This is a genomic window from Leucobacter triazinivorans (genome assembly GCF_004208635.1).
Taxonomy (GTDB): domain Bacteria; phylum Actinomycetota; class Actinomycetes; order Actinomycetales; family Microbacteriaceae; genus Leucobacter; species Leucobacter triazinivorans.
Map to the genome: position 1 here is coordinate 1949576 of NZ_CP035806.1, position 20794 is coordinate 1970369.

Here is a 20794-nt window from a genome sequence, read left to right on the forward strand (position 1 = left end):
CATGCCCATCCGCAGAATCGGCCGCCCCGGGCTCCTCGGGCTGGCCGCACGCACCGCAGTCGTCGCCGGCACCGCCTCGGCGGTTTCGGGAGGCATGGCCAATGCCCGCCAGCGCCGCACCCAGGCCGAGTTCGAGCAGCAGCAGTACGAGGCTGCGCAGCAGCAGGCCCAGGTCGACGAGGCCGCCCGCAACGCCGCCGCGCAGCTCGCGACGCCGCCGGCGAGCGCGCCTGCCTCAGCCCCGGGCGCACCCGCCGCCCCGGCCGGCGAGTCCATCGCGGACCAGCTGCAGCAATTGGCCTCGCTCATGCAGGCCGGCGTGCTCTCCGCCGACGAGTTCGCCGCAGCCAAAGCGAAGCTCCTCTCCTGAGGCCGCACTGATGGGATCGATCATCGGCCAGATCCTTCCCCTGGCGCTCGGGATCGCGATCAGCCCCGTGCCGATCATCGCCGCGATCCTCATGCTGCTCTCCCCCAGGGCGCGCACGACGAGCATCGGGTTCCTCGCCGGCTGGCTCGTCGGGATCATCGCGGTCACCTCGGTGTTCACGATGCTCTCGGCGTTCCTTCCGGAGAGCGGACCGACCGGGCCGAAGCCGATCCTCGGCACGATACAGCTGCTGCTCGGCCTCACTCTGCTGCTCCTCGCCGCGAAGCAGTGGCGCGGTCGTCCCGGGCCGGATGACGCGCCGCAGCTGCCGAAATGGATGCGGTCGATCGACCGCATCCATTTCGGAGGCGCGCTCGGGCTCGGGCTGCTGCTGGCGGCCGTGAATCCGAAGAACCTCCTGCTCGGAGCCAGCGCGGGGGTGACGATCGGCTCCGCCGCGCTGGGCTTCGGGGCGACCGCCGGGACCATCACCGTGTTCACCGCGCTGGCCGGGTGCACGGTGCTCGTGCCCGTGATCGGCGCCCTCGCGGCATCGAAACGCCTCGCCGGGCCCCTCGCGTCCCTGCGCGACTGGCTGGCGCAGGAGAACGCCGTAATCATGACCGTCGTCCTCCTGCTGCTCGGCGTCTCCGTGCTCGGCAAGGGGATCGGGAGCTTCTGATGCCCGCGCGGGAGCGCCGTCTGCTCCCCACGCTGACGGCCTATCGCCGCGCCTGGCTGGGACCCGACCTCGTCGCGGGTCTCACCGCGGGCGCCGTCGTCGTGCCCCAGGCGATGGCCTACGCGACGATCGCTGAATTGCCGGTGCAGGTCGGTCTCTACACGTGCATCGTGCCGATGCTGGTGTACGCACTGCTCGGCGGCTCGCGGGCGATGAGTGTTTCCACGACCTCCACGGTGGCGACACTCACCGCCACGACGCTCGTCACCGCCGGCGTCACCGCGGGCTCGGAGGACCACCTGGGCTCGCTGATGATGCTCTCGCTGCTCGTCGGCGCCATCCTGCTCGCCGCTCGGCTGCTGCGACTCGGCGGGCTGGTCGAGAACATCAGCGGCGCCACCGTGCTCGGGGTGAAGATCGGCGTCGGCGGCACCGTCGCGATCAGCCAGCTCCCCAAGCTCCTCGGCGAAGACGCCGAGCCCGCCGGCGAGGGTTTCCTGCGCGCCTTGCTCGCGGTCGCCCGAGCCTTCGAGAGCGTGAACCCGCCGACCGTGGCGCTCTCGGTCGCATCGATCGTCGTCATGGTGCTGATGCAGCGTTTCCTCCCCCGAATCCCCGGAACGCTCACGGTCGCGGCGGGGGGCATCCTCCTGGTCGCGGTGGCGCGCATCGATCAGGCCGGCGTGGCGCTGATCGATCCCGTTCCGCAGGGACTGCCGCCTGTCTCGCTCCCGGATCCGACCCACGTCGTCGCGCTCCTCCCCGGCGCGCTGGCGATCGCGATGATGGTCTTCCTCGAGTCGGCGACCGTCGCACGGAGCATCCGGAGGCGCACGGATCCTCCGATCGATGCCGACCGCGAGCTCGTCGCCATCGGTCTCGCGAATCTCGCAGGCGCCTGCTTCCCCACCCTGCCGGCCGCCGGGGGCCTCTCGCAGAGCGCCGTCAATCAGCGCGCGGGGGCGCAGACGCAGCTCGCCGCGCTCGTCACGGTGACGCTGGCGATCCTCTTCGCGCTCTTCCTCGGACCGGTGCTCTCCCTGCTGCCGCAGGCCACGCTCGCCGCCATGGTGGTCGTCGCCGTCGCGAGCCTCATCGATATTCCGACCCTCGTGCGCTGGGCGCGCATCAGCCCCGTCGACTTCTGGGTGGCGCTGACCGTCGCGGTGATCGGGCTGACCGCGGGTCTGCTCCCGGCGGTGGGCGCCGGGGTGGCCATCACCCTCGTGCTGGTACTGCGGGAGTTGAACACACCCCGGATCGACGTGCTCGAGACCCGCGGAGCATCGCTGGCGCTGCACCTGGGGCGCGGCCTGTACACGGCCAACGTCCGCGCCAACGAGCAGGCGATCCTCGGCATCGTCGCAGAGGCACCGCACCCGGTCGATCGGCTCGTGCTCGACGTGCGGCGGGTGGACGTGATGACGGTCACGGTGCTCGACGCACTCGCCGATCTCGACCGGGAGCTGGCGGCGAAGGGAACGGAGCTGCACCTGGCGGGGCTGCCGGATCATGCCGGCAGGATCGCGCGCCGCACCGAGTGGTTTCGTCAGCTCGAGGCCGAGGGCCGGGTGCACTCCGCAGTCGCGGCCGGTCTGCGCGCGTAGCCGGAGCGAGTGGGTCACCGGTGCACCCGCCCGACCGACGCTCCAATCGTTCCGCGGCGGCTCGCGGCGTCGCGCTCGGCGTCGCGCTCAGCGTGCGCAGCGGAAGCCGATGTGGGTGGTCGCCGTGTCCTCGGCCTGCGCGGAGCGGGCCGCCGGCCGGTAGCGCAGGCAGTACTCGGGCGCGCACAGGTGCGAGCCGCCCTTGATCACGCGGCGCGGGATCTGCGATCCGGGCTCGGCCGAGAGCAGGCTCGCCCGATCCCCCGCGTCAACGCCCGACCACCCCGGCGGCACGTGACGGTGCGTCCAGGAGTCGGCGGTCCACTCCCAGACGTTGCCGATCATGTCGTGCAGACCGTAGGCGTTCGCCGGGAACAGGCCCACCGGCGACGTGCCGGCCCAGCCCTTCGCACCGGTATTGCGATACGGGAAGGCCCCCTGCCAGGTATTGGCCCTGAGATCGCCGGCCGATTGCGGCTCGTCGCCCCAGGAGAAGCGTCCTCCGACTGCGCCGCCGCGCGCCGCCCATTCCCACTCGGCCTCGGTCGGCAGCCGCTTGCCGGCCCAGCTCGCATAGCTCGAGGCGTCCTCATAGGCGATGTGCACGACCGGATGGTCCAGACGGTCCTCGATCGAAGAGTTCGCGCCGAAGGGTCGGCGCCAGTGGGCACCGGGCTGCCAGCGCCACCACTGGCGCCAGTCGCGCAGATCGACGGGCCCGGCAGTCGCAGTGAAGACGAGAGCTCCGGGGATGAGGGCGGAGGGGTCCACCTGCGGGTAGTCCTTCGGATCGAGGGGCCGCTCTGCCACCGTCGCGTATCCGGTCTCCGCGACGAAGCGGGCGAAGTCGGCATTCGTGACGGGATGGGCGTCCAGCTCGAACGGATCTACGTCACGCTCGTGCACCGGCCCTTCCTCCGGGTAGAACTCGTCGGATCCCATCAGAAGCGTACCGCCCGGAATGCTGATCATCGCTCGTCCCCTCACTCTGTCCTCCCGCTTGCGCCCGGGGCTGCTCCACCGCTGCGTGCGACGCTCCCCCGAGTGCATCACGACGGATTCGACAGCGAAATACCGCTCGCCGCTCACGGCGACGCCCGCACCGATCAGCCTACCGCCGGCGCCCGGAGACAAATGGGAATACCCCCGGCTCCCCGGCTCCCCGGCTCCTCCGCGCTGCGCTGTCACACTCCGTGACATCGGCGTCATTCACCATAGGCGCAGTGCGCGTTCATAGTTAGACTGAGGCCATGCCTGAGGGGGAAGCATATCGAGCTCGTCGGTTCAGACACGCACCGCCGCGACGACAGCCGGGCCACATCGATCGGCCCAGGATCGTGCGCGTGCTCGAGGATCGGCTCAGTACCGATCCGACGCTGCTCGTCGTCGCACCGAGCGGGTACGGCAAGACGTCGGCGGTGAGCGAGTGGGCATCGACCCACCCGGGCAGGGTCGCCTGGCTGACGGTGGGCCCGTTCGAATCCGACAGCACGCGCCTCGGCCTCGAGGCGGTACGCGCGCTGCAGGAGTTGGCGCGCTCCGACGACTCGGACGATCTGCGTCCGCTGCTCGAGATCACCGCGAACGACTCCGCCCCGGCAGAGACGTTCGAGCTCCTCGCCGACGCGCTGCAGGCGGTGCAGTCGCCCGTCACCCTCGTCATCGACGACGCGCATCGGGCGAAGGATCAGATCCGAGAGGGCCTGCTCGGCGCACTGATCGACTCCGCCGTCAGCCCCCTCCGGCTACTGCTCATCGGCACGAGCTATCTCGAGATCGCACTGAACCGACTGGTGCTCAGCCGACCGCACCTCGCCGTTCGCGCTCACGACCTCGCGTTCGATCTGGACGAGATCACGTCCCTGTCGACCGAGCTCGCACTCCCGCTCGACCCGGAGACCACCCTCGCGGAGACTCAGGGGTGGCCGATCGCGATCCGTCTGGTGCAGCTCACGGGCGTGCGGCCCGGCCCGGAGCACGGCGCTCCCGACGACGCACTCATGCGCGAGTACGTGCATGAGCACCTGCTCGCCTCCGTTCCGCAGGAGATCGCGGAGTTCGCGCTGCTGACCTCGGTCTGCGGCGAGATGAGCGCGGCGATGGCTGCCGCGGTCTCGGGGCTGGAGGAGAGTGCGGAGCTGCTCGAGCGGTGCGTGCGCATCGGCCTGTTCATCGATCGCTACGACACGCCCGGCGGCACCGTGTACCGCTGGCACTCCGTGTTCGCCCGCTATTGCCGGGCGATCCTCGAATCCACCCGCCCGGAGCAGCGGCTCGCGGCCAGCGCCGCCGCCGCCCGCTTCGCCGAGCAGAGCGCCCCACTCCTCTCGCTCTCCTACTGGGTCCAGGCCCGCGAGATCGACCGGGCCATCGCGTCGATGCTCGCGCACTGGCCCGAACTGATCGTCGGTCCTGACGCGCACGCGCTCCAGCAGTGGTGCGCCTCGCTGCCCGAGCCGTATGACGAGGATCCTCGCGTGCTGCTCGTACGCGCGTGCGCACAGGATGTGACCGGGGCCACCGACGTCTCCCGCATGCTGCTCGCCCACGCCGAAGCGCGTGCCGAGCACCTCGATGACCGGTCAGAGTACGAGGCGATCCGCACCCAGGTGCTGCTCCAACTCGTCGACGATCGGGATCAGCTGGCCGTCATCGCGACGCGTGCGCGCGAGCAGCTCATGGCCCCCTCATCGATGTCGGCTCGTACGCGTGCCGCGTACACCTATCTCCTGGGGTTCGCCGAGCTGCGCCTCCGGCGCTCCCCCGAGCTCGTCGTCCAGCTGCTCTCGTCGGCAGCAGCTGAGGCCGAAGCCGTGGGCAACTTCGCACTCGCGCATCGCGCACTGGATCATCTCTCGTACGTGCTGACGTGGGTGGGACAGTTGCGGCAGGCCCGCACGGTCCTGAACCGTCAACCCGGCACCGCCGACGACGCGTCCTGGGCCGCGTACGGCGGGGCACCCGCCGCCGCGACGGCGGCGAGCGGACAGATCGCCTACTGGGAGGACGACCTCGATCGCGCACAGGCCGAGTTCACTCGGGCACTGCGCGGGGGGAGCTCCCCGCTCGCCTTCGCCGGCGTTGCACGGATGATGCTGGCATTCACCGCAGCGGCTTCCCGCGACCCCGGCCTCTGCCACCGCGCGGCGCGAGAACTGCAGGCGATCCCGCAGCAGATGCACCGCGGGGTGTCGTGGCCGGCCTTCCGCAATGCATCCCGCGCAGCTCTGCACGAGGCGGCCGGTCACCGCGCACAGGCGATGAAGATCGTCGAGCACTACGCAGAAGCGAGCGATCTCCCGCTCGTGAGCGTGCTGCTCTCCGGGATCGCTCTCCGCGCAGGTAAGACGGAACTCGCTGCCAGCATGATGGCGAGGCAGGATCACTATCTCTCGGCGTCCTACATCAGTACGACCAAGCTCGCGGTCGACGCTCTCGTCCGGGCCCAGCGAGGGCTCGAGCAGCCCGCGCACGAACTCATCGAGCAGGCGCTCGAGATCGCAGCGTCCGAGGGAGTGCGGCGGCCGTTCTCGGGCGGCGGCATCACCATGCGCAAGCTCCTCACCGATCATCTGGCCTGGGGCACCCGGCACGAGCAGTTCATATCCGAGTGTCTCGCGCTGCGCACGACGGCCGGGCCGCAGGATCACCTCTCCGATCGGGAGAACGCGGTATTCGCGCAGCTGCGCACCACCAAGACCATGCAGGAGATCGCTGAGGTGCTCGGCGTCTCGATCAATACGGTGAAGACCCACCAGCGATCGATCTACCGCAAGCTCGGCGTGGCCAGCCGACGCGAGGCCGTTCGCTTCTTCTCGTAGTCCCCGAGGCCCGGGTCTACGATCAGTCCTCCAGCGCGATCTCGACGGCGGCGTTGATCGCGGGCGCCGGGATGCGCACAGTGGCCACGATCACGCTCCCGGCAATCGCGATCTGCTCGGCGAACTCCCTCGCCCAGATGGGCTCGAGCGCCACGACGGCAGCGGCGCCTCCCCGGGGAACGCAGGAGGCCAACTCGTGCAGATCATCTTCGGCGATGAGCCCCCGCGCGTGGAGCGCGAAGTGGGTGCATCCGTCGTCCCCCGCCTCGAGCTCGCGGATGCGCGGTGCCCCCTCGGCCGGCCGGTCGAGCAGCACGAGGTCGAGGATGCGCACGTCTCCGTGCGCCGCACGCTCCGAGAGTGCGCGCAACAGGCCCTCCGGCACGTGCTCGGTCTCGAACGAGATCACGTGCAGCTCGACCGCGCCGTACGCGAGGCCCGCCGCCGAAGCCCCCAGGCTCATGTCCCCGGCCCCTCGAGCTAGCCGGCGAGTGCGCGTGCTTTGAGCTGCTCGTACTCCGCCTGCGTGATCGTGCCGGATTGGAGGAGAGCTGCAGCCTTCTCGATCTGCGTCGCCGGATCAGTCTGCGCCACCGTGCGAATGTAGTCGTCCGCCTCCTGGCGCGTCTGGCGCGCGGCGGCGGCGCTGCGACGGCTCATCCCGTCGCCACGTGCGATGAGATAGACGAGCGCGGTGAGGAACGGCACGAAAATCAGGAAGATGACCCAGATCGCTTTGGCCCAGCCCTTTAACGTCTCATCGCGCACGATATCGGCGAGCACGGAGAACAGTGCCATCAGGTAGGCGATGAAGATCGCAGCCCAGAAGAACCACCCGACGATGGCCCAGAACGATTCCCAGAACGACATTTCAGTGTTCCTCTCTCGAGTGCGTACCGCTAGCGTGCCAGTCCCCTCGCCGAGATGGGAGTCCGCTTCATCCCGAGTGGGTGAGACCTTGCGCGTTTGCCCGGGGTGAGTGGGTGGCGGGCGCGGGCCGGGCGGCCGGGTCCGGGCCGGGCGGCCGGGTCCGGGCCGGGCGGCCGGGTCCGGGCCGGGCGGCCGCACCCGGGAGTCCCGGCCGCCCTTCGAGCTGGGTTCGGGACGCCCCCGCAAACGAGAACGACCCCGGCATGTGCCGGGGTCGTCGTGTCGGTGGATCCTGGGAGAATCGAACTCCCGACATCCTGCTTGCAAAGCAGGCGCTCTACCAACTGAGCTAAGGACCCGCTGAACAACTCGACGAGAGTCATTCGGTGGGGCTACCAGGACTTGAACCTGGGACCTCTTCATTATCAGTGAAGCGCTCTAACCGCCTGAGCTATAGCCCCTTGACCAAGCAATGACTCTACCCGATTCGAGCCGAATATCGAAATCCGACGCGGATATCGGGCGCGTTGCCCGGCCGATCCGCCGCGTGCGCGCGGCCTAGTTGCTCGTGAACCCGAGCTGGAACCCTCCCAACACCCGCACGAGCAGGTTGTAGACGAGGGATCCCACCGCGCCCAGAGCCGTGCCCACGATGGTGTTGAGGATCCCCACCACCACCGCGAAGCCGAAGACCTGCGGGAAGCCGATCAGCTTCATGAGGCTGTTGTCCTCGCCCACGATATCCATGAACAGCGTGTCGACCTGGGCGAAGACCCCGGTCTGCGTGAGCACGGTGTAGATGAGCACCGTCGAGACGACGCTCACGATCGCGAAGCAGATCGATACGAGGAAGGAGAACTTCACCGCAGACCAGAAGTCGATGTAGACGAGCTTCAGACGCACCTGCTTCGCAGGCGCCTTCTTCCGCGTCTTCTTTGCCAGTTTGTCGGCGACAGTGTTACTCATTCACGTCTTCCTTGCTGTCAGCGTTTTCGGCGCCCTGGGCCTCGGACTCCTCGTCATCGAGCCCGCGCTCCGAATTTCGCGCGATGCCAATGATACGGTCCCCCTCTGGGAATCGCGCAAAGACGACGCCCATCGTGTTGCGGCCCTTCGCCGGCACCTCGGCCACGTTCGAGCGCACCACCTTGCCACTCGCGAGCACCGCGAGCACTTCATCGGTACCGCCGACGATGAGCGCGCCGACCAGGTCGCCTCGGTTCTCATCGAGCTTCGCCACCTTGATGCCGTAGCCGCCGCGGTTCTGCACGCGGTACTCGTCGACCGCGGTGCGCTTGGCGTATCCGCCCTCCGTGACCACGAAGACATACCCCTCGGCGCCGTTGATGCGCGAGGCCGAGAGCAGCGTGTCGCCCGCTCGGAAGTTCATGCCGCGCACGCCGCTCGTCGAACGCCCCATGGGACGAAGCGCCTGATCAGATGCGGTGAATCGCACAGACATCCCCTGGCGGGAGACGAGCAGCACATCGTCGCTTGACTCCGCGATCAGTGCTGAGACGAGTTCGTCCCCCTCGCGCAGCTTGATCGCGATGATGCCACCGGTGCGGTTCGTGTCGTATTCCTCGAGTGCGGTCTTCTTGACGAGTCCGTCGCGGGTGGCGAGCACCAGGTATCCGGCCGCTGCGAAGTCGCGGACATCGAGGATCTGCGTGACCATCTCGTCGGGCGCCAGCGCCAGCAGATTGGCGAGGTGCTGTCCCTTCGAGTCGCGTCCCCCCTCCGGAATCTCATAGGTCTTCGCCCGATAGACACGGCCGGTGTTCGTGAAGAACAGCAGCCAGTGATGCGTCGTGGTGACGAAGAAGTGCTCGACGATGTCGTCGGCGCGCAGCTGGGCGCCCTTGACGCCCTTGCCGCCACGGTGCTGCGAGCGGTAGTTGTCGATCCGCGTGCGTTTGACGTACCCGCCACGGGTCACGGTGACGACCATCTCTTCTTCGGGGATCAGGTCTTCCATCGACATATCGCCGTCGAAGCCGTGCAGGATCGTCGTGCGCCGCTCGTCGCCGAACTTATCGACGATCTCGCCCAGTTCGGAGATGACGATGCTCCGCTGCTCGGCGGGCGACTCGAGAATCCCCTGGAACTCCTTGATCTGCGCTTCCAGCTTGGCAGCGAGGTCAAGGATCTTCTGACGCTCGAGCGCCGCGAGACGTCGCAGCTGCAGACCGAGGATCGCATCGGCCTGGATCTGATCGACGCCCAGGAGGGCCATGAGCCCTTCACGGGCCTCGTCGACGGTGGGCGAACGACGGATCAGCGCGATGACCTCGTCGAGGGCGTCGAGGGCCTTCAGGTAGCCCCGCTGGATGTGGGCCTCGGCCTCCGCCTTCTTCAGGCGGTACTCCGTGCGGCGCACGATGACCTCGACCTGGAACTTCGCCCATGCCGTGATGAACCCGTCGAGCGCAAGCGTACGCGGCACCCCGTCGACGATCGCCAGCATGTTCGCGCCGAAGTTCTCCTGCAGCTGGGTGTGCTTGTACAGGTTGTTGAGCACGACCTTCGCGATGGCATCTCGCTTCAGCACGACCACCAGGCGCTGCCCGGTGCGACCGCTGCTCTCGTCCCGGATGTCGGCGATGCCCTGCACCTTGCCGTCCTTGACGAGATCGGCGATCTTGATCGCCAGGTTGTCCGGGTTTACCTGGTAGGGCAGCTCGGTCACGACGAGACAGGTGCGCCCCTGGATCTCCTCGATGTTGACGACGGCTCGCATGGTGATCGAACCGCGGCCCGTGCGATACGCGTCCCGGATTCCTCGGGTGCCGAGGATCTGCGCACCAGTCGGGAAGTCGGGTCCGTGCACTCGCTCCATGAGCGCGTCGAGGAGCTCGTCGCGAGACGCCTCGGGATGCTCGAGGTGCCAGATCGCGCCCTCCGAGACCTCGCGCAGGTTGTGCGGGGGAATGTTGGTGGCCATGCCGACGGCGATGCCGACGGAGCCGTTGACCAGCAGGTTCGGAAAGCGGCTCGTGAGGACCGTCGGCTCCTGAGTGCGGCCGTCGTAATTGTCCTGGAAGTCGACGGTGTCCTCGTCGATGTCGCGCACCATCTCCATGGCCAGCGGCGACATCTTCGTCTCGGTGTACCGGTGGGCGGCAGCGCCGTCATTTCCGGGAGACCCGAAGTTGCCCTGCCCGAGCGCGAGGGGATAGCGCAGCGCCCAGGGCTGCACGAGACGGACGAGCGAGTCGTAGACCGCGCCGTCGCCGTGAGGATGGAACTGACCCATCACATCGCCGATGACGCGAGTGCACTTGGAGAACGCCTTGTCGGGGCGATAGCCGCCGTCGTACATCGTGTAGATCACTCGACGGTGCACGGGCTTGAGCCCGTCTCGCACGTCGGGCAGTGCTCGCCCGACGATCACGCTCATGGCGTAATCGAGATAGGAGCGCTGCATCTCCAGCTGCAGATCGACCTGGTCGATCTTGCCGTGCACGGCCGGCTCTGTCGTCTCGTGCTGCACGGTCTCGGGGTCGGGGTTCTGATTCTCAGATGTCAAGGAAGCGCACGTCCTTCGCGTTCTGCTGGATAAAGCTGCGTCGAGCCTCTACGTCTTCGCCCATCAGGGTGGCGAAGATCTCGTCTGCCACCGCGGCATCCTCCATGGTGACCTGCAGCAGGGTACGGGTCTCCGGGTTCATCGTGGTCTCCCACAGTTCCTCGTGGTTCATCTCGCCGAGCCCCTTGTAGCGCTGCACACCGCTTTCCTTGACGAGACGGCGACCGCTCTCGGTGCCGGCGGTCAGCCGAGCGTCGCGCTCGGCGTCGCTGAACACGTACTCATGCTCGGCATTCGCCCACTTGATCCGATAGAGCGGCGGTTGTGCGAGATACACGTACCCCAGATCGATGAGCGGACGCATGTAGCGGAAGAGCAGGGTGAGCAGCAGCGTGGTGATGTGCTGCCCATCGACGTCCGCGTCTGCCATGAGCACGATCTTGTGGTATCGAGCCTTCTCCGGGTCGAACTCCTCGCCGATGCCGGCGCCGAACGCAGTGATCATCGCCTGCACCTCGGCATTGTTCAGCGCGCGATCGAGTCGTGCCTTCTCCACGTTGAGGATTTTGCCCCTGAGCGGGAGAATCGCCTGAGTGTGCGGATTGCGCCCGGTCTTCGCCGAGCCACCCGCAGAGTCCCCCTCGACGATGAATATCTCTGAGATGGAAGGATCCTTGCTGGTGCAGTCCGAGAGCTTTCCCGGCATGCCGCCGGACTCGAGGAGCCCCTTGCGCCGTGCAGTCTCTCGCGCCTTGCGCGCAGCCAGACGCGCGGTCGCGGCCTGGATCGCTTTGCGGATGATGTCCTTCGCGGGGCCGGGGTTTCGCTCGAACCAGTCCCCCAGCTGATCGCCGACCACCTTCTGCACGAATGCCTTCGCTTCGGTGTTGCCGAGCTTCGTCTTCGTCTGCCCCTCGAACTGCGGCTCGCCGAGCTTCACGGAGATCACCGCGGTGAGCCCCTCGCGCACGTCATCGCCGGAAAGATTGTCATCCTTCTCGCGGAGGATGTTCTTCTCCCGCGCGTAACGATTGACCAGCGTGGTCAACGCGGCGCGGAAGCCCTCCTCGTGCGTTCCGCCCTCGTGAGTGTTGATGGTGTTGGCATACGTATGCACGCTCTCCGTATAGGCGGTGGTCCACTGCATGGCGATCTCTGCAGAGATCTTGCGGTCGGTGTCCTCGAGCTCGAACGAGATGATCTCATCGTTCACGAGCTCCGCGCGCTTCGTCGAATTGATGTGGTGAACGTAGTCCTCGATGCCGCGCTCGTAGAGGAACTCGTCGTGGAGCGCCGCAGGGGCGACCATCTCCCCCTCCTCGTTCTCCACTGGATCCTGCGGCCGCAGATCAGTGAGTACGATCTTCAGGCCCTTGTTCAGGAAGGCCATCTGCTGGAAACGGGTCCGCAGGGTCTGATAGTCGAAATCGACCGTCTCGAAGATCTCTTCGCTCGGCCAGAAGGTGATGGTCGTCCCGGTCTCATCGCTCGGTTTCCCCTGCGCCAGGGGAGCATCGGGAACACTGCCCGTGAACGACATGTTCCACGTGAAACCTTGACGCTTGACCTCGACGTCGAATCGGCTGGAGAGTGCGTTCACCACGGAGGACCCCACGCCGTGCAGACCGCCGGAGACCGCGTACCCCCCTCCGCCGAACTTTCCGCCGGCGTGAAGCACGGTGAGCACGACCTCGACGGTCGACTTGCTCGGATCGGATGAGTGCGGATCGACGGGGATCCCTCGCCCGTTGTCGATCACCCGAACTCCCCCGTCTTCGAGGATCGTCACGTCGATGGTGTCGCAGTAGCCGGCCAGCGCTTCGTCCACGGAGTTGTCCACGATCTCGTAGACGAGATGATGCAAGCCCCGGGGGCCTGTCGATCCGATGTACATGCCAGGACGCTTGCGTACCGCTTCGAGCCCTTCGAGCACCTGAATCGCACCGGCGCCGTAGTCTGCCGCGGCCGCAGCCTGTTCTGAACTCATGCCTTGAATAATCCTTTTCTGGCCCTCTCAGAGCGTTTTTCCACGCCGGGCACGTCCGCACACCAGCCTATCAAGAATCAGCCTCGAAACCGCCTGTTGCGGGCCTGTCGAGCACATTCTCGGTCGGGGGACGTCCCCCATGATCGAGGGATGCGTACAATGGGCCCCTTCTCGATGCTGTGACCGGCTCATTCCGACGCCCGATCAGCGCCCCAACGGCCCTCCGCCCAGGTGCGCGGCCACATCCCACGTGCGCGGCCATCACGCGGCATGGCCTCGATAGCGATGATGAGCGATCGCCGCACGTCGAGCCATGCCCCCAATCCCCGATCGATCCGGACGCATCATCGACGCCGTCCAGTGAGCCGAGCTCCAGCGTCGACCCGTTCCAGACTCCGATCCCGGGTCGATGCCCTACGCAGACTACCCGTAGGTATCGCGCGGCCCTCTCCCCCGCACCGTCCGCGGGCCATGACGCCAGCTCGGCGCGCCGGGCGCGAGGAAGCGCAGGTCTCGGATCTCAGCGTCAGGGTAGTCCCGGAGCAATCGCGTGAGCATCTCGGCGCGCAGACGACGCAGCTCGGTGGCCCACGTCGTGGAGTCGCACTGCACCTGCAGCACACCGTTGCTGATGCCCACTACCGACGTGTGCTCCGCAGTGGCCTCACCCGCGAATTCAGCCCACTCCGCGATCACACGCGCCTGCTCGAGTTCCACGCTCCATCCCAGATCCTCCGCGATCGCGAGAATCACGTCGCCGAGCGCGCGCGGATCCCTTCCCCCACCGAAGGGTCTCGCTCCGGGCGCCGCGAGTTCCGCGCGCTTCTGCTTCCGATACGTGGTGCCGCGCCACACCGCTTTGGCCCTGAGATAGGTCTCGGTGGCAAATCCTGCGTCCCCGATCGACCGCATCACGCCGCCTCCTCGAGCAGACGTCCCGCCTCGACCCGCACTCGCCGCCATGACACGCCGGGCGGCACATCCTCCTCGACCGCGGCCGTCACGATCACTTGCTCGAAGTCGCTCACAGCGTCCATCAGGCTCTCTCGTCGACGTGCGTCGAGTTCGGCGAAGACATCATCCAGAATGATCACCGGGTCGCCGGCGGGCGACTCGTCTCGCAGTATCGATGCGAGGCCGATCTTCAGGGAAAGGGCGAAGGACCATGACTCCCCGTGGCTGGCATACCCCTTGACCGGGAGCTGGTTCAGCCCCAGCAGCAGGTCGTCCCGGTGCGGGCCCACGAGCGTGACGCCCCGTTCCATTTCACGCGACCGCACCGCCGCCAGCGCATCACGAAACTGCTCGGCGAGCGTTTCACGTGAAACGGAGGCGAGCTCGTCCATCGACGCCGTTTCACGTGAAACATCGGTCACCGCCAGCGCAGTGAGTACGGACTCCTGGAGCGCGAGCTCGGGGGCGTGATCCTCGGATACCAGCCTTCGATATCCCTCGCGCAACGGTGCAGTCAGGTCGCGCACGAGCTCCCGCCGCGCGATCATGATCTGAGTGCCGTACTCGACGAGCTGCTCGTCCCAGATCCCCAGTGTCGCCTCGACTGCCGATGGGCCGCCGCGTGACGACTTCAACAACGACGTGCGCTGGCGGACCACCCGATCATAATCGGCGAGGGCGCCCGCAGCCACCGGATGCCTCGCCACCAGGGCGTCGTCGAGAAACCGACGTCGCCCGGCGGGTTCGCCGCGAACGATACCCAGATCCTCCGGCACGAAGGCGACAGCCGAGAACCAGCGCGTGACCTCTCGGGGGCGCACAGCATTGCGATTCACCTGAGCGCGGTTCGGACGATCGCGATTCACCTGCAGCTCGAGCATCACATCGCGCTCGGCCGCGGCAACGCGCATCCGAGCAATCGCGGCATCGGCGCCGGCGCGGATCAGAGGAGCATCGCCGGTGACCCGATGCGACCGGAGCGTCGCGAAGTACCCGATCGCCTCGACCAGGTTGGTCTTGCCCTGGCCATTGCGGCCCAGGATCAGATTGGGACCGGATGCCAGTTCGAGCTCCGCGGTGCGGTAGTTGCGGAAGTCGACGAGCGAGAGGTGCGCGACCCGCATCGCTCTCCTCCCCTACCGGAGCAGCAGGTTCGGCTGCAGGAGATAGCGGAAGCTCGCCTCGTCGGCTTCGTCCTTGCTCCGCTGACTGGTGATCAGCACCGGTCCCGGCTTGCCCGGATTGTCAGTGCGGGTGAACGCGATCCGGGCGAACTCAGCATGAGTGGAACGGAGCCCGTCGAGCAGGAACTGCGGCTTGAGGGAGACCACCATGTCGTCGCCCACCAGATGCGTATCCACGGTTTCCACTGCCTGTGCTGACTCGGTACCCGCGGCCTCGAGCGTCACTGATCCTTCCACGAAGGAGAAGCGCAGAGCCGCTTCACGCTCGAGCACCAGCCCCACGCGTCCTACCGCCTCGACCAGTTCGCCGGTGTTCACCACGGCGTAATTATCGACGTTCTCGGGGAAGAGGCGCCCGACAGGCGGGTAGTTGCCCTTGATGAGCAGCGACGTCACGGTCTTCGAGCCGCCGGTGAACGCGATGAGCTCCCGCTCGGAGTCCTTGACGATCGACACCTGCACCTGCCCGTCACCGGAGAAGGTCTTGCCGACCTCGGTCACGATCTTCGAGGGCACGAGCGCCGTCAATGCCTCTTGACCGCCCGCGTTCTCCCAGTCGATGCTGCGGGTCGCCACGCGATACCGATCGGTAGCCGTCAGGGTGAGCGAATTCTCGTTGATCTCGAACTGCACGCCGGTAATCACCGGCGTCACGTCGTCCTTCGAGGCCGCGAGCGACACCTGGGCGATCGCGTCGGCGAAGACGTCCGCGGGCACCGAACCAGAGACGGAGTCGATCCGAGGCACCTGCGGGTACTCCTCGACGGGCATCGCGGGAAGACTGAACGATGCGGATCCGCAACGAACCTCGACACGACTCTCGAGCAGCGAGACCTCGACATCTGCGTGCGGCAGGCGCTGCGCGATCTCACTGAGGAGTCGCCCGGATACCAGCGCGCGGCCCGCCTCGGCGACGACCGCTGTGACACTCGTGCGCGCAGAGACCTCGTAGTCGAACGAGGACACGGTGAGGAGATCGCCCTCGGCTTCGATCAGAGCACCGCTCAGCAGAGGCTGGGTGGGACGCTGCGGCAACAGCTTGACGGCGAACGATACGGCTTCGCTGAACACGTCGCGGTTGACGGTGAATCGCATCTGGTGTTCCCTCCCACGCACACACGTGTGCGGCTGATGTGTCGGTTCACAATCTTTGCATACTCGGGGGTGCGGAGCATCTGCGAGTCCGTCCGAACGTGGACGCCGGGCAGGGTCGCCGTCGACCCGTAACTGTGATCGAGTGCCCGGGAAAAGAGATTGAGGTGTTAACAGTGTTAACAGTTGTGGATACTGTGGATAACTCTCTCGATGGCAGTGTTTCCTAGTGAACTACACGTGTGTGAGTTGTTGGTGGGATCGACATGGACGTTCATCCGCGGAATGATGCCGAAGTCGTGCGCATCCGCGATTCCACAAGCCGAGCGGATCAGTCCACAGAAACGCCCGAGTTCTCCCCAGCTATCCACAGCCCGATACGGATCTGTGGAGAAACGCGGAGTGAATCGCCGTCATCGCGAGCTCTGCTTGATGCGCGTCGTCAGCTCTTGCACCTGGTTGTAGATCGAGCGGCGCTCGGCGATCAACTGGGAGATCTTCTTGTGGGCGTACATGACGGTCGTGTGGTCGCGCCCACCGAAGAGCTGCCCGATCTTGGGCAGCGAGAGCGGGGTGAGCTCACGGCACAGGTACATCGCGATCTGCCGAGCGGTTGCGATCTGCTGCGCTCGGGTCGGGCCGTAGAGGTCGTCCACCGAGAGATCGAAATAGTCCGCGGTCTTGCTGATGATGTCGGAGGGGTGCACCTCGTTGTCGGCGTCGAGAGTGATCAGATCCTTCAGCACGGTGTGCACGAGCGCCATATCGATGTGTTGTTGATTGAGGCTGGCATACGCCGTGACCCTGATGAGCGTGCCCTCGAGCTCGCGGATGTTCGACGAGAACTTACTCGCGATGAACTCGAGGATGCTGTGATCGATCTCGAGATTCTCCCGCTGGGCCTTCTTGCGCAGGATCGCGATGCGCGTCTCGAGGTCCGGAGCCTGGATATCGGTGAGCAGGCCCCACTCGAACCGGGAGAGCATTCGCTCCTCGAACCCCCGCAGCTGCTTCGGCTGCACATCACTGGTGATCACCACTTGCTTGTTGTGGTCGTGCAGCGTGTTGAAGGTGTGGAAGAACGCCTCCTGAGTCTCGACCTTGTCTTCGAGGAACTGGATGTCGTCCACGAGCAGGATGTCTACGCTGCGATACCGGGAATGGAATGCCGCTCCCTGATTGTTGGCGATCGAGTTGATGAAGTCGTTGGTGAAATCCTCGGAGCTGACGTAGCGAACGCGCACATCGGGAAAGAGCTCGCGCGCGTAGTGACCGATCGCGTGCAGCAGATGGGTCTTGCCGAGCCCGGAATCACCATAGATGAAGAGCGGGTTGTACGCGCGGGCGGGCGCTTCGGCGACGGCGACGGCAGCCGCATGCGCGAAGCGATTCGACTGGCCGATCACGAAGCTGTCGAATCGGTACTTCTCGTTGAGGCGGCTGTCGAGCGGGGCCTCGGCCCCGTGGCGCCGGCGCGGCTCGTCGACCGGGCGCACGGCATCATGGCGGGCCGGTGCTCCGGCGGCTCGCCCAGACGACGCAGGCGATGCGGCGACGGGCGCCTCCGCGATCGCCGGCTCCGGATCGAGCGACGGCAGGGCTTCCTCATCGACGATCACGACGAAGTTCTCGATCTCGTCGGCCTCGGGGATCTCGGCGATCGCCGACATGATCGACGGGCGCAGCCGGCTCTCGAGCAGCTTGAGCGTGAACTCGTAGGGGACTGCGAGATACAGAGTGCCCGCGGCAATCCCGCGTGGCATCGCGAGCGCGACCTGAGCGCCATTCGCCGGACCGACCGACGGGTCGCTCATGACGGCCCGGGTCACGCGCGCCCAGACCTCCAGCAGTTCGTCATCAGTCACGCGTCTACCCGGCTCGATCTCGAAATGGATGGGAAGTGGTCCATGTTATACCCAGAGTTATCCACAAGGGAAGCGCCGGTGATCCTTGAAAATTCGGGATATCCACTCTGGCGTCGGAACACCTGCGCCCACGTTAGCCACAGTCTTGTCCACAGGCAAGTCTGTCTGCCGGGTCGACGTCGAAGCCCTCCCCGTCAGCGGCAGTGGTGCGCGATCGGCACCCACCTGCAGACGATGCGCAACGCGACGCTTTGACGCGATCGCAGATCTCGCGTAGAGTAAATACCTTGTATGGGCGACCTTTGCCGGTCGGCGCACGTGCACCAGCGCGTGCACGGGAGAACGCAATGCTTTCTCCTCGAACGACACACGTGCTCGCCCTGATCCGACTTCCTCGATGTCACCGAGCCTCGGGGATCTGTTCCATAAGTCACGGAGTCTGTCATGAGCAAGCGTACCTTCCAGCCCAACAACCGCCGCCGCGCCAAGGTGCACGGCTTCCGCGCCCGCATGCGCACCCGCGCCGGCCGGGCCATTGTCGCGGCGCGCCGCGGCAAGGGCCGCTCGAAGCTCACCGCCTAGACCAGCCGATCCCGGCTCGATCATGCCTGCCAGGCAGCATCGTGTCACCCGGGGTGATGATTACCGGCGCACTGTGCGTGCCGGCCACCGCGTGGGGGGTGCCGTGTGCATCACCCACGCGGTTTTGCGTGCGCCGGGCGACCCCGCGCGATTCGGATTCATCGTCTCCAAGGCGATCGGCAACGCCGTGACTCGCAACCTGATCCGTCGTCGGATGAAGACCGTCGTCGAACGGCGTCTGCACGCAGGGTTCGCGGAGGCGGACGTGGTGTTCCGGGCGCTGCCGGCGATCACCGGGGCGCCCTTCGAGCAGCTCGAGCGCGAGATGAACCGCGCACTCGATCGCGTGGCACGCGAGTTGCCGCTGCGGGGTGCCGACGCATGAGGCCGGTGCTCGAGATCTGGTTGCTGCCGCGCAATGCAGCGATTGCGATCATGCAGCTCTACCGCCGGATCATCTCACCCCTTTACGGCCAGGTATGCAGGTATCATCCATCCTGTTCCCGCTACGCTGTGGAGGCGTATCAGCTTCGCGGCTTCACCGTAGGCACTCTGCTCACCGTCTGGCGGCTTCTGCGCTGCAACCCATTCACTCCCGGCGGCATCGATGACGTGCCCGCCGGCGAGCACCAGAACTTCGTGATCAACCCCCGCGGCTTCGTCCGCCCCATCGAGCGAAAGGCCTAACCCGGTGGACTTCTTCGAAACGATACTCTGGCCGCTGCGCTGGCTCGTCGAGCTCGTGCTGTGGGCATGGCACTGGCTGTTCACGGCGATCGGCATGGATCCGGCCTCGGGTGTCACCTGGGTGCTCTCGATCATCGGGCTCGTCGTCGTCGTCCGATCCGCCCTTATTCCGGTGACGGTGCGACAGATCAAGTCCCAGCGCCGCATGATGGACCTTGCGCCGGACATGAAGAAGATCCAGGACAAGTACAAGGGCAAGAAGGATCAGTTCTCCCGCGAGGCGATGAGCCGGGAGACGATGGCGCTCTACAAGAAGCACGGGACGAACCCGTTCGCTTCGTGCCTGCCGATCCTCATCCAGATGCCGGTGTTCTTCTCGCTGTTCTACGTGCTGCGCCACGCGTCCGAGAACAAGCCGGGCATCGGGTTCATGAACGAGGAGCTCACGCAGAGCTTCAATGCGGCGAGCATCTTCGGTGCGCCGCTGAAGATGACCTTCACCCAGGGCTGGGAGAGCGGCAACTGGATGGTCGTCGCGCTGCTCGGCGCCATCATGGTGCTCATGATCGCATCGCAGTTCTTCACGCAGCTGCAGATCATGTCGAAGAACGTCTCGGACGAGACGAAGAATTCGCCGATGTACCGGCAGCAGAAGATCCTGCTCTACATCATCCCCTTCGCGTTCCTCTTCTCCGGCGTCGCGTTCCCGCTCGCACTCAACATCTACTGGTTCAGCTCGAACCTGTGGACCATGGGGCAGCAGGCGATCGTGATCAACACGATGCCCACGCCCGGTAGCGAAGCCTGGCGAAAGCGTCAGGAGCGCCTCAAGGCCAAGGGTAAGATGACCGATGACGAGAAGCGGGCGAAAGCGCTCGGGCAGGATCCTGCGGCTGCGCCGGAGCCGCAGCAGGGTCAGCGCCAGCAGCCCATGAGCGCGAAGCGCTCCAAGAAGAAGAACAAGTGAGGGCCACTGTGAGCACGGAGCGGGCTGACGAGAAGCTGAGCCACGATGAACCCGACCTCGAAGAGCTCGAGGTCGACGGTGATCTCGCAGCCGACTACATCGAGGGGCTGCTCGACATCGCCGATCTCGACGGTGATCTCGACATCGATGTCGCCAACGGTCGCGCCTACGTGTCGGTCAACGGCGGGGGCGAGGATCTCGATCGGATCGCTGGGCCCGACGTCGTACAGGCGCTGCAGGATCTGACGCGCCTCGCCGTGCAGGCGAAGACCGGGCGGTTCTCTCGGCTCATCGTGGACGTCGCCGGATCGCGAGATTCCCGCGCCGCAGAGCTGAAGGGCATGGTAGACGCCGCGATCGCGCAGATCGCGGCCGGCCGCGATCGGGTCGAGCTCGAGCCCATGTCATCGTACGAGCGCAAGCTGGTGCACGACGAGGTGGCCGATCGCGGCTATCACTCGCAGTCCCGTGGAGAGGGACGGGACCGTCGGCTCGTCATCAGCCGAGCGTGATGCCACCGACCCGTTTCACGTGAAACGGGTCGAGCCAGAGCTCTCAGCAGCACTCCCCTCGCCCGGAAGTCGCTGCGAACGGGCG

At 66.4% G+C, this 20794-nt stretch carries 19 protein-coding genes and 2 tRNA genes; 9 read left to right on the forward strand and 12 right to left on the reverse strand.

Annotated features, from left to right (window positions below; genetic code table 11):
- Position 1: 1 nt before the first annotated feature.
- From EVS81_RS08865 to EVS81_RS08875, 3 genes are read left to right on the forward strand one after another with little or no spacing between them, the layout of a single operon-like run.
- Positions 2-370 carry an SHOCT domain-containing protein gene (locus EVS81_RS08865; protein WP_130110068.1) on the forward strand — a complete coding sequence of 123 codons (369 nt, stop codon included), beginning with the start codon at positions 2-4 and terminating at the stop codon, positions 368-370.
- 10 nt (positions 371-380) lie between these two features.
- Positions 381-1052 carry a GAP family protein gene (locus EVS81_RS08870; RefSeq protein ID WP_130110069.1) on the forward strand — a complete coding sequence of 224 codons (672 nt, stop codon included), beginning with the start codon at positions 381-383 and terminating at the stop codon, positions 1050-1052.
- Positions 1052-2659: a SulP family inorganic anion transporter gene (locus EVS81_RS08875; protein WP_130110070.1), complete on the forward strand. Its 1608-nt coding sequence runs from the start codon at positions 1052-1054 to the stop codon at positions 2657-2659. Before EVS81_RS08870 ends, EVS81_RS08875 begins: the two co-directional genes overlap by 1 nt.
- An 87-nt stretch (positions 2660-2746) precedes the next feature.
- On the opposite strand, the gene EVS81_RS08880 is transcribed toward EVS81_RS08875, so the two are convergent.
- Positions 2747-3631: a formylglycine-generating enzyme family protein gene (locus EVS81_RS08880; RefSeq protein WP_130110071.1), complete on the reverse strand. Its 885-nt coding sequence runs from the start codon at positions 3629-3631 to the stop codon at positions 2747-2749.
- Positions 3632-3909: 278 nt separating this feature from the next.
- Here EVS81_RS08880 and EVS81_RS08885 point away from each other — a divergent pair, with 278 nt between their 5' ends.
- The gene (locus EVS81_RS08885; protein ID WP_130110072.1) at positions 3910-6480 is read left to right on the forward strand and encodes a winged helix-turn-helix domain-containing protein; all 2571 of its coding nucleotides are present in this window, start codon (positions 3910-3912) and stop codon (positions 6478-6480) included.
- A 22-nt stretch (positions 6481-6502) separates the two neighbouring features.
- Here EVS81_RS08885 and EVS81_RS08890 read toward each other — a convergent pair whose 3' ends face one another.
- The 11 genes from EVS81_RS08890 to dnaA all read right to left on the reverse strand — a co-directional run bounded on the left by EVS81_RS08890 (position 6503) and on the right by dnaA (position 17961).
- Entirely contained in the window at positions 6503-6943 is a 441-nt protein-coding gene (locus EVS81_RS08890; RefSeq protein ID WP_130110073.1) for a DUF6325 family protein, read from the reverse strand.
- Between the two features lie 17 nt (positions 6944-6960).
- Entirely contained in the window at positions 6961-7350 is a 390-nt protein-coding gene (locus tag EVS81_RS08895) for an SHOCT domain-containing protein (RefSeq protein ID WP_130111368.1), read from the reverse strand.
- A 286-nt stretch (positions 7351-7636) separates the two neighbouring features.
- Positions 7637-7709: transfer RNA gene (locus EVS81_RS08900), tRNA-Ala, on the reverse strand.
- A 28-nt stretch (positions 7710-7737) separates the two neighbouring features.
- Positions 7738-7811 (reverse strand) — tRNA-Ile (locus tag EVS81_RS08905).
- Between the two features lie 97 nt (positions 7812-7908).
- Entirely contained in the window at positions 7909-8316 is a 408-nt protein-coding gene (locus EVS81_RS08910) for a DUF3566 domain-containing protein (protein WP_130110074.1), read from the reverse strand.
- On the reverse strand, positions 8309-10843 hold the full coding sequence (gene gyrA / locus EVS81_RS08915) for a DNA gyrase subunit A (protein WP_130111369.1): 2535 nt from the start codon (positions 10841-10843) through the stop codon (positions 8309-8311). The genes EVS81_RS08910 and gyrA overlap by 8 nt, the downstream gene beginning before the upstream one ends.
- A gap of 25 nt (positions 10844-10868) precedes the next feature.
- Positions 10869-12866 (reverse strand): DNA topoisomerase (ATP-hydrolyzing) subunit B, encoded by a 1998-nt coding sequence (gyrB, locus tag EVS81_RS08920; RefSeq protein ID WP_130110075.1) that lies wholly within the window; start codon positions 12864-12866, stop codon positions 10869-10871.
- Between the two features lie 423 nt (positions 12867-13289).
- Positions 13290-13778, reverse strand: a complete 489-nt coding sequence (locus EVS81_RS08925; RefSeq protein ID WP_130110076.1) for a DciA family protein — start codon at positions 13776-13778, stop codon at positions 13290-13292.
- Complete coding sequence (gene recF, locus EVS81_RS08930; RefSeq protein WP_130110077.1) at positions 13778-14944, reverse strand: DNA replication/repair protein RecF; 1167 nt, start codon at positions 14942-14944, stop codon at positions 13778-13780. Before recF ends, EVS81_RS08925 begins: the two co-directional genes overlap by 1 nt.
- A gap of 12 nt (positions 14945-14956) precedes the next feature.
- Positions 14957-16099, reverse strand: coding sequence for a DNA polymerase III subunit beta (gene dnaN, locus EVS81_RS08935; RefSeq protein ID WP_130110078.1), 1143 nt, complete (start codon positions 16097-16099; stop codon positions 14957-14959).
- Positions 16100-16509: 410 nt separating this feature from the next.
- Positions 16510-17961 (reverse strand): chromosomal replication initiator protein DnaA, encoded by a 1452-nt coding sequence (dnaA, locus tag EVS81_RS08940; RefSeq protein ID WP_130110079.1) that lies wholly within the window; start codon positions 17959-17961, stop codon positions 16510-16512.
- Between the two features lie 444 nt (positions 17962-18405).
- On the opposite strand from dnaA, the gene rpmH reads away from it, so the two are divergent.
- From rpmH to EVS81_RS08965, 5 genes are all read left to right on the forward strand, one after another.
- Positions 18406-18543 (forward strand): 50S ribosomal protein L34, encoded by a 138-nt coding sequence (gene rpmH, locus EVS81_RS08945; protein ID WP_010155609.1) that lies wholly within the window; start codon positions 18406-18408, stop codon positions 18541-18543.
- A 91-nt stretch (positions 18544-18634) separates the two neighbouring features.
- Positions 18635-18928 carry a ribonuclease P protein component gene (rnpA, locus tag EVS81_RS08950; RefSeq protein ID WP_420813283.1) on the forward strand — a complete coding sequence of 98 codons (294 nt, stop codon included), beginning with the start codon at positions 18635-18637 and terminating at the stop codon, positions 18926-18928.
- Complete coding sequence (gene yidD, locus EVS81_RS08955) at positions 18925-19230, forward strand: membrane protein insertion efficiency factor YidD (protein ID WP_130110081.1); 306 nt, start codon at positions 18925-18927, stop codon at positions 19228-19230. Before rnpA ends, yidD begins: the two co-directional genes overlap by 4 nt.
- A 4-nt stretch (positions 19231-19234) precedes the next feature.
- Positions 19235-20197: a membrane protein insertase YidC gene (gene yidC, locus EVS81_RS08960; RefSeq protein ID WP_130110082.1), complete on the forward strand. Its 963-nt coding sequence runs from the start codon at positions 19235-19237 to the stop codon at positions 20195-20197.
- Entirely contained in the window at positions 20194-20709 is a 516-nt protein-coding gene (locus EVS81_RS08965) for a Jag family protein (protein ID WP_130110083.1), read from the forward strand. Before yidC ends, EVS81_RS08965 begins: the two co-directional genes overlap by 4 nt.
- Positions 20710-20794: the final 85 nt, after the last annotated feature.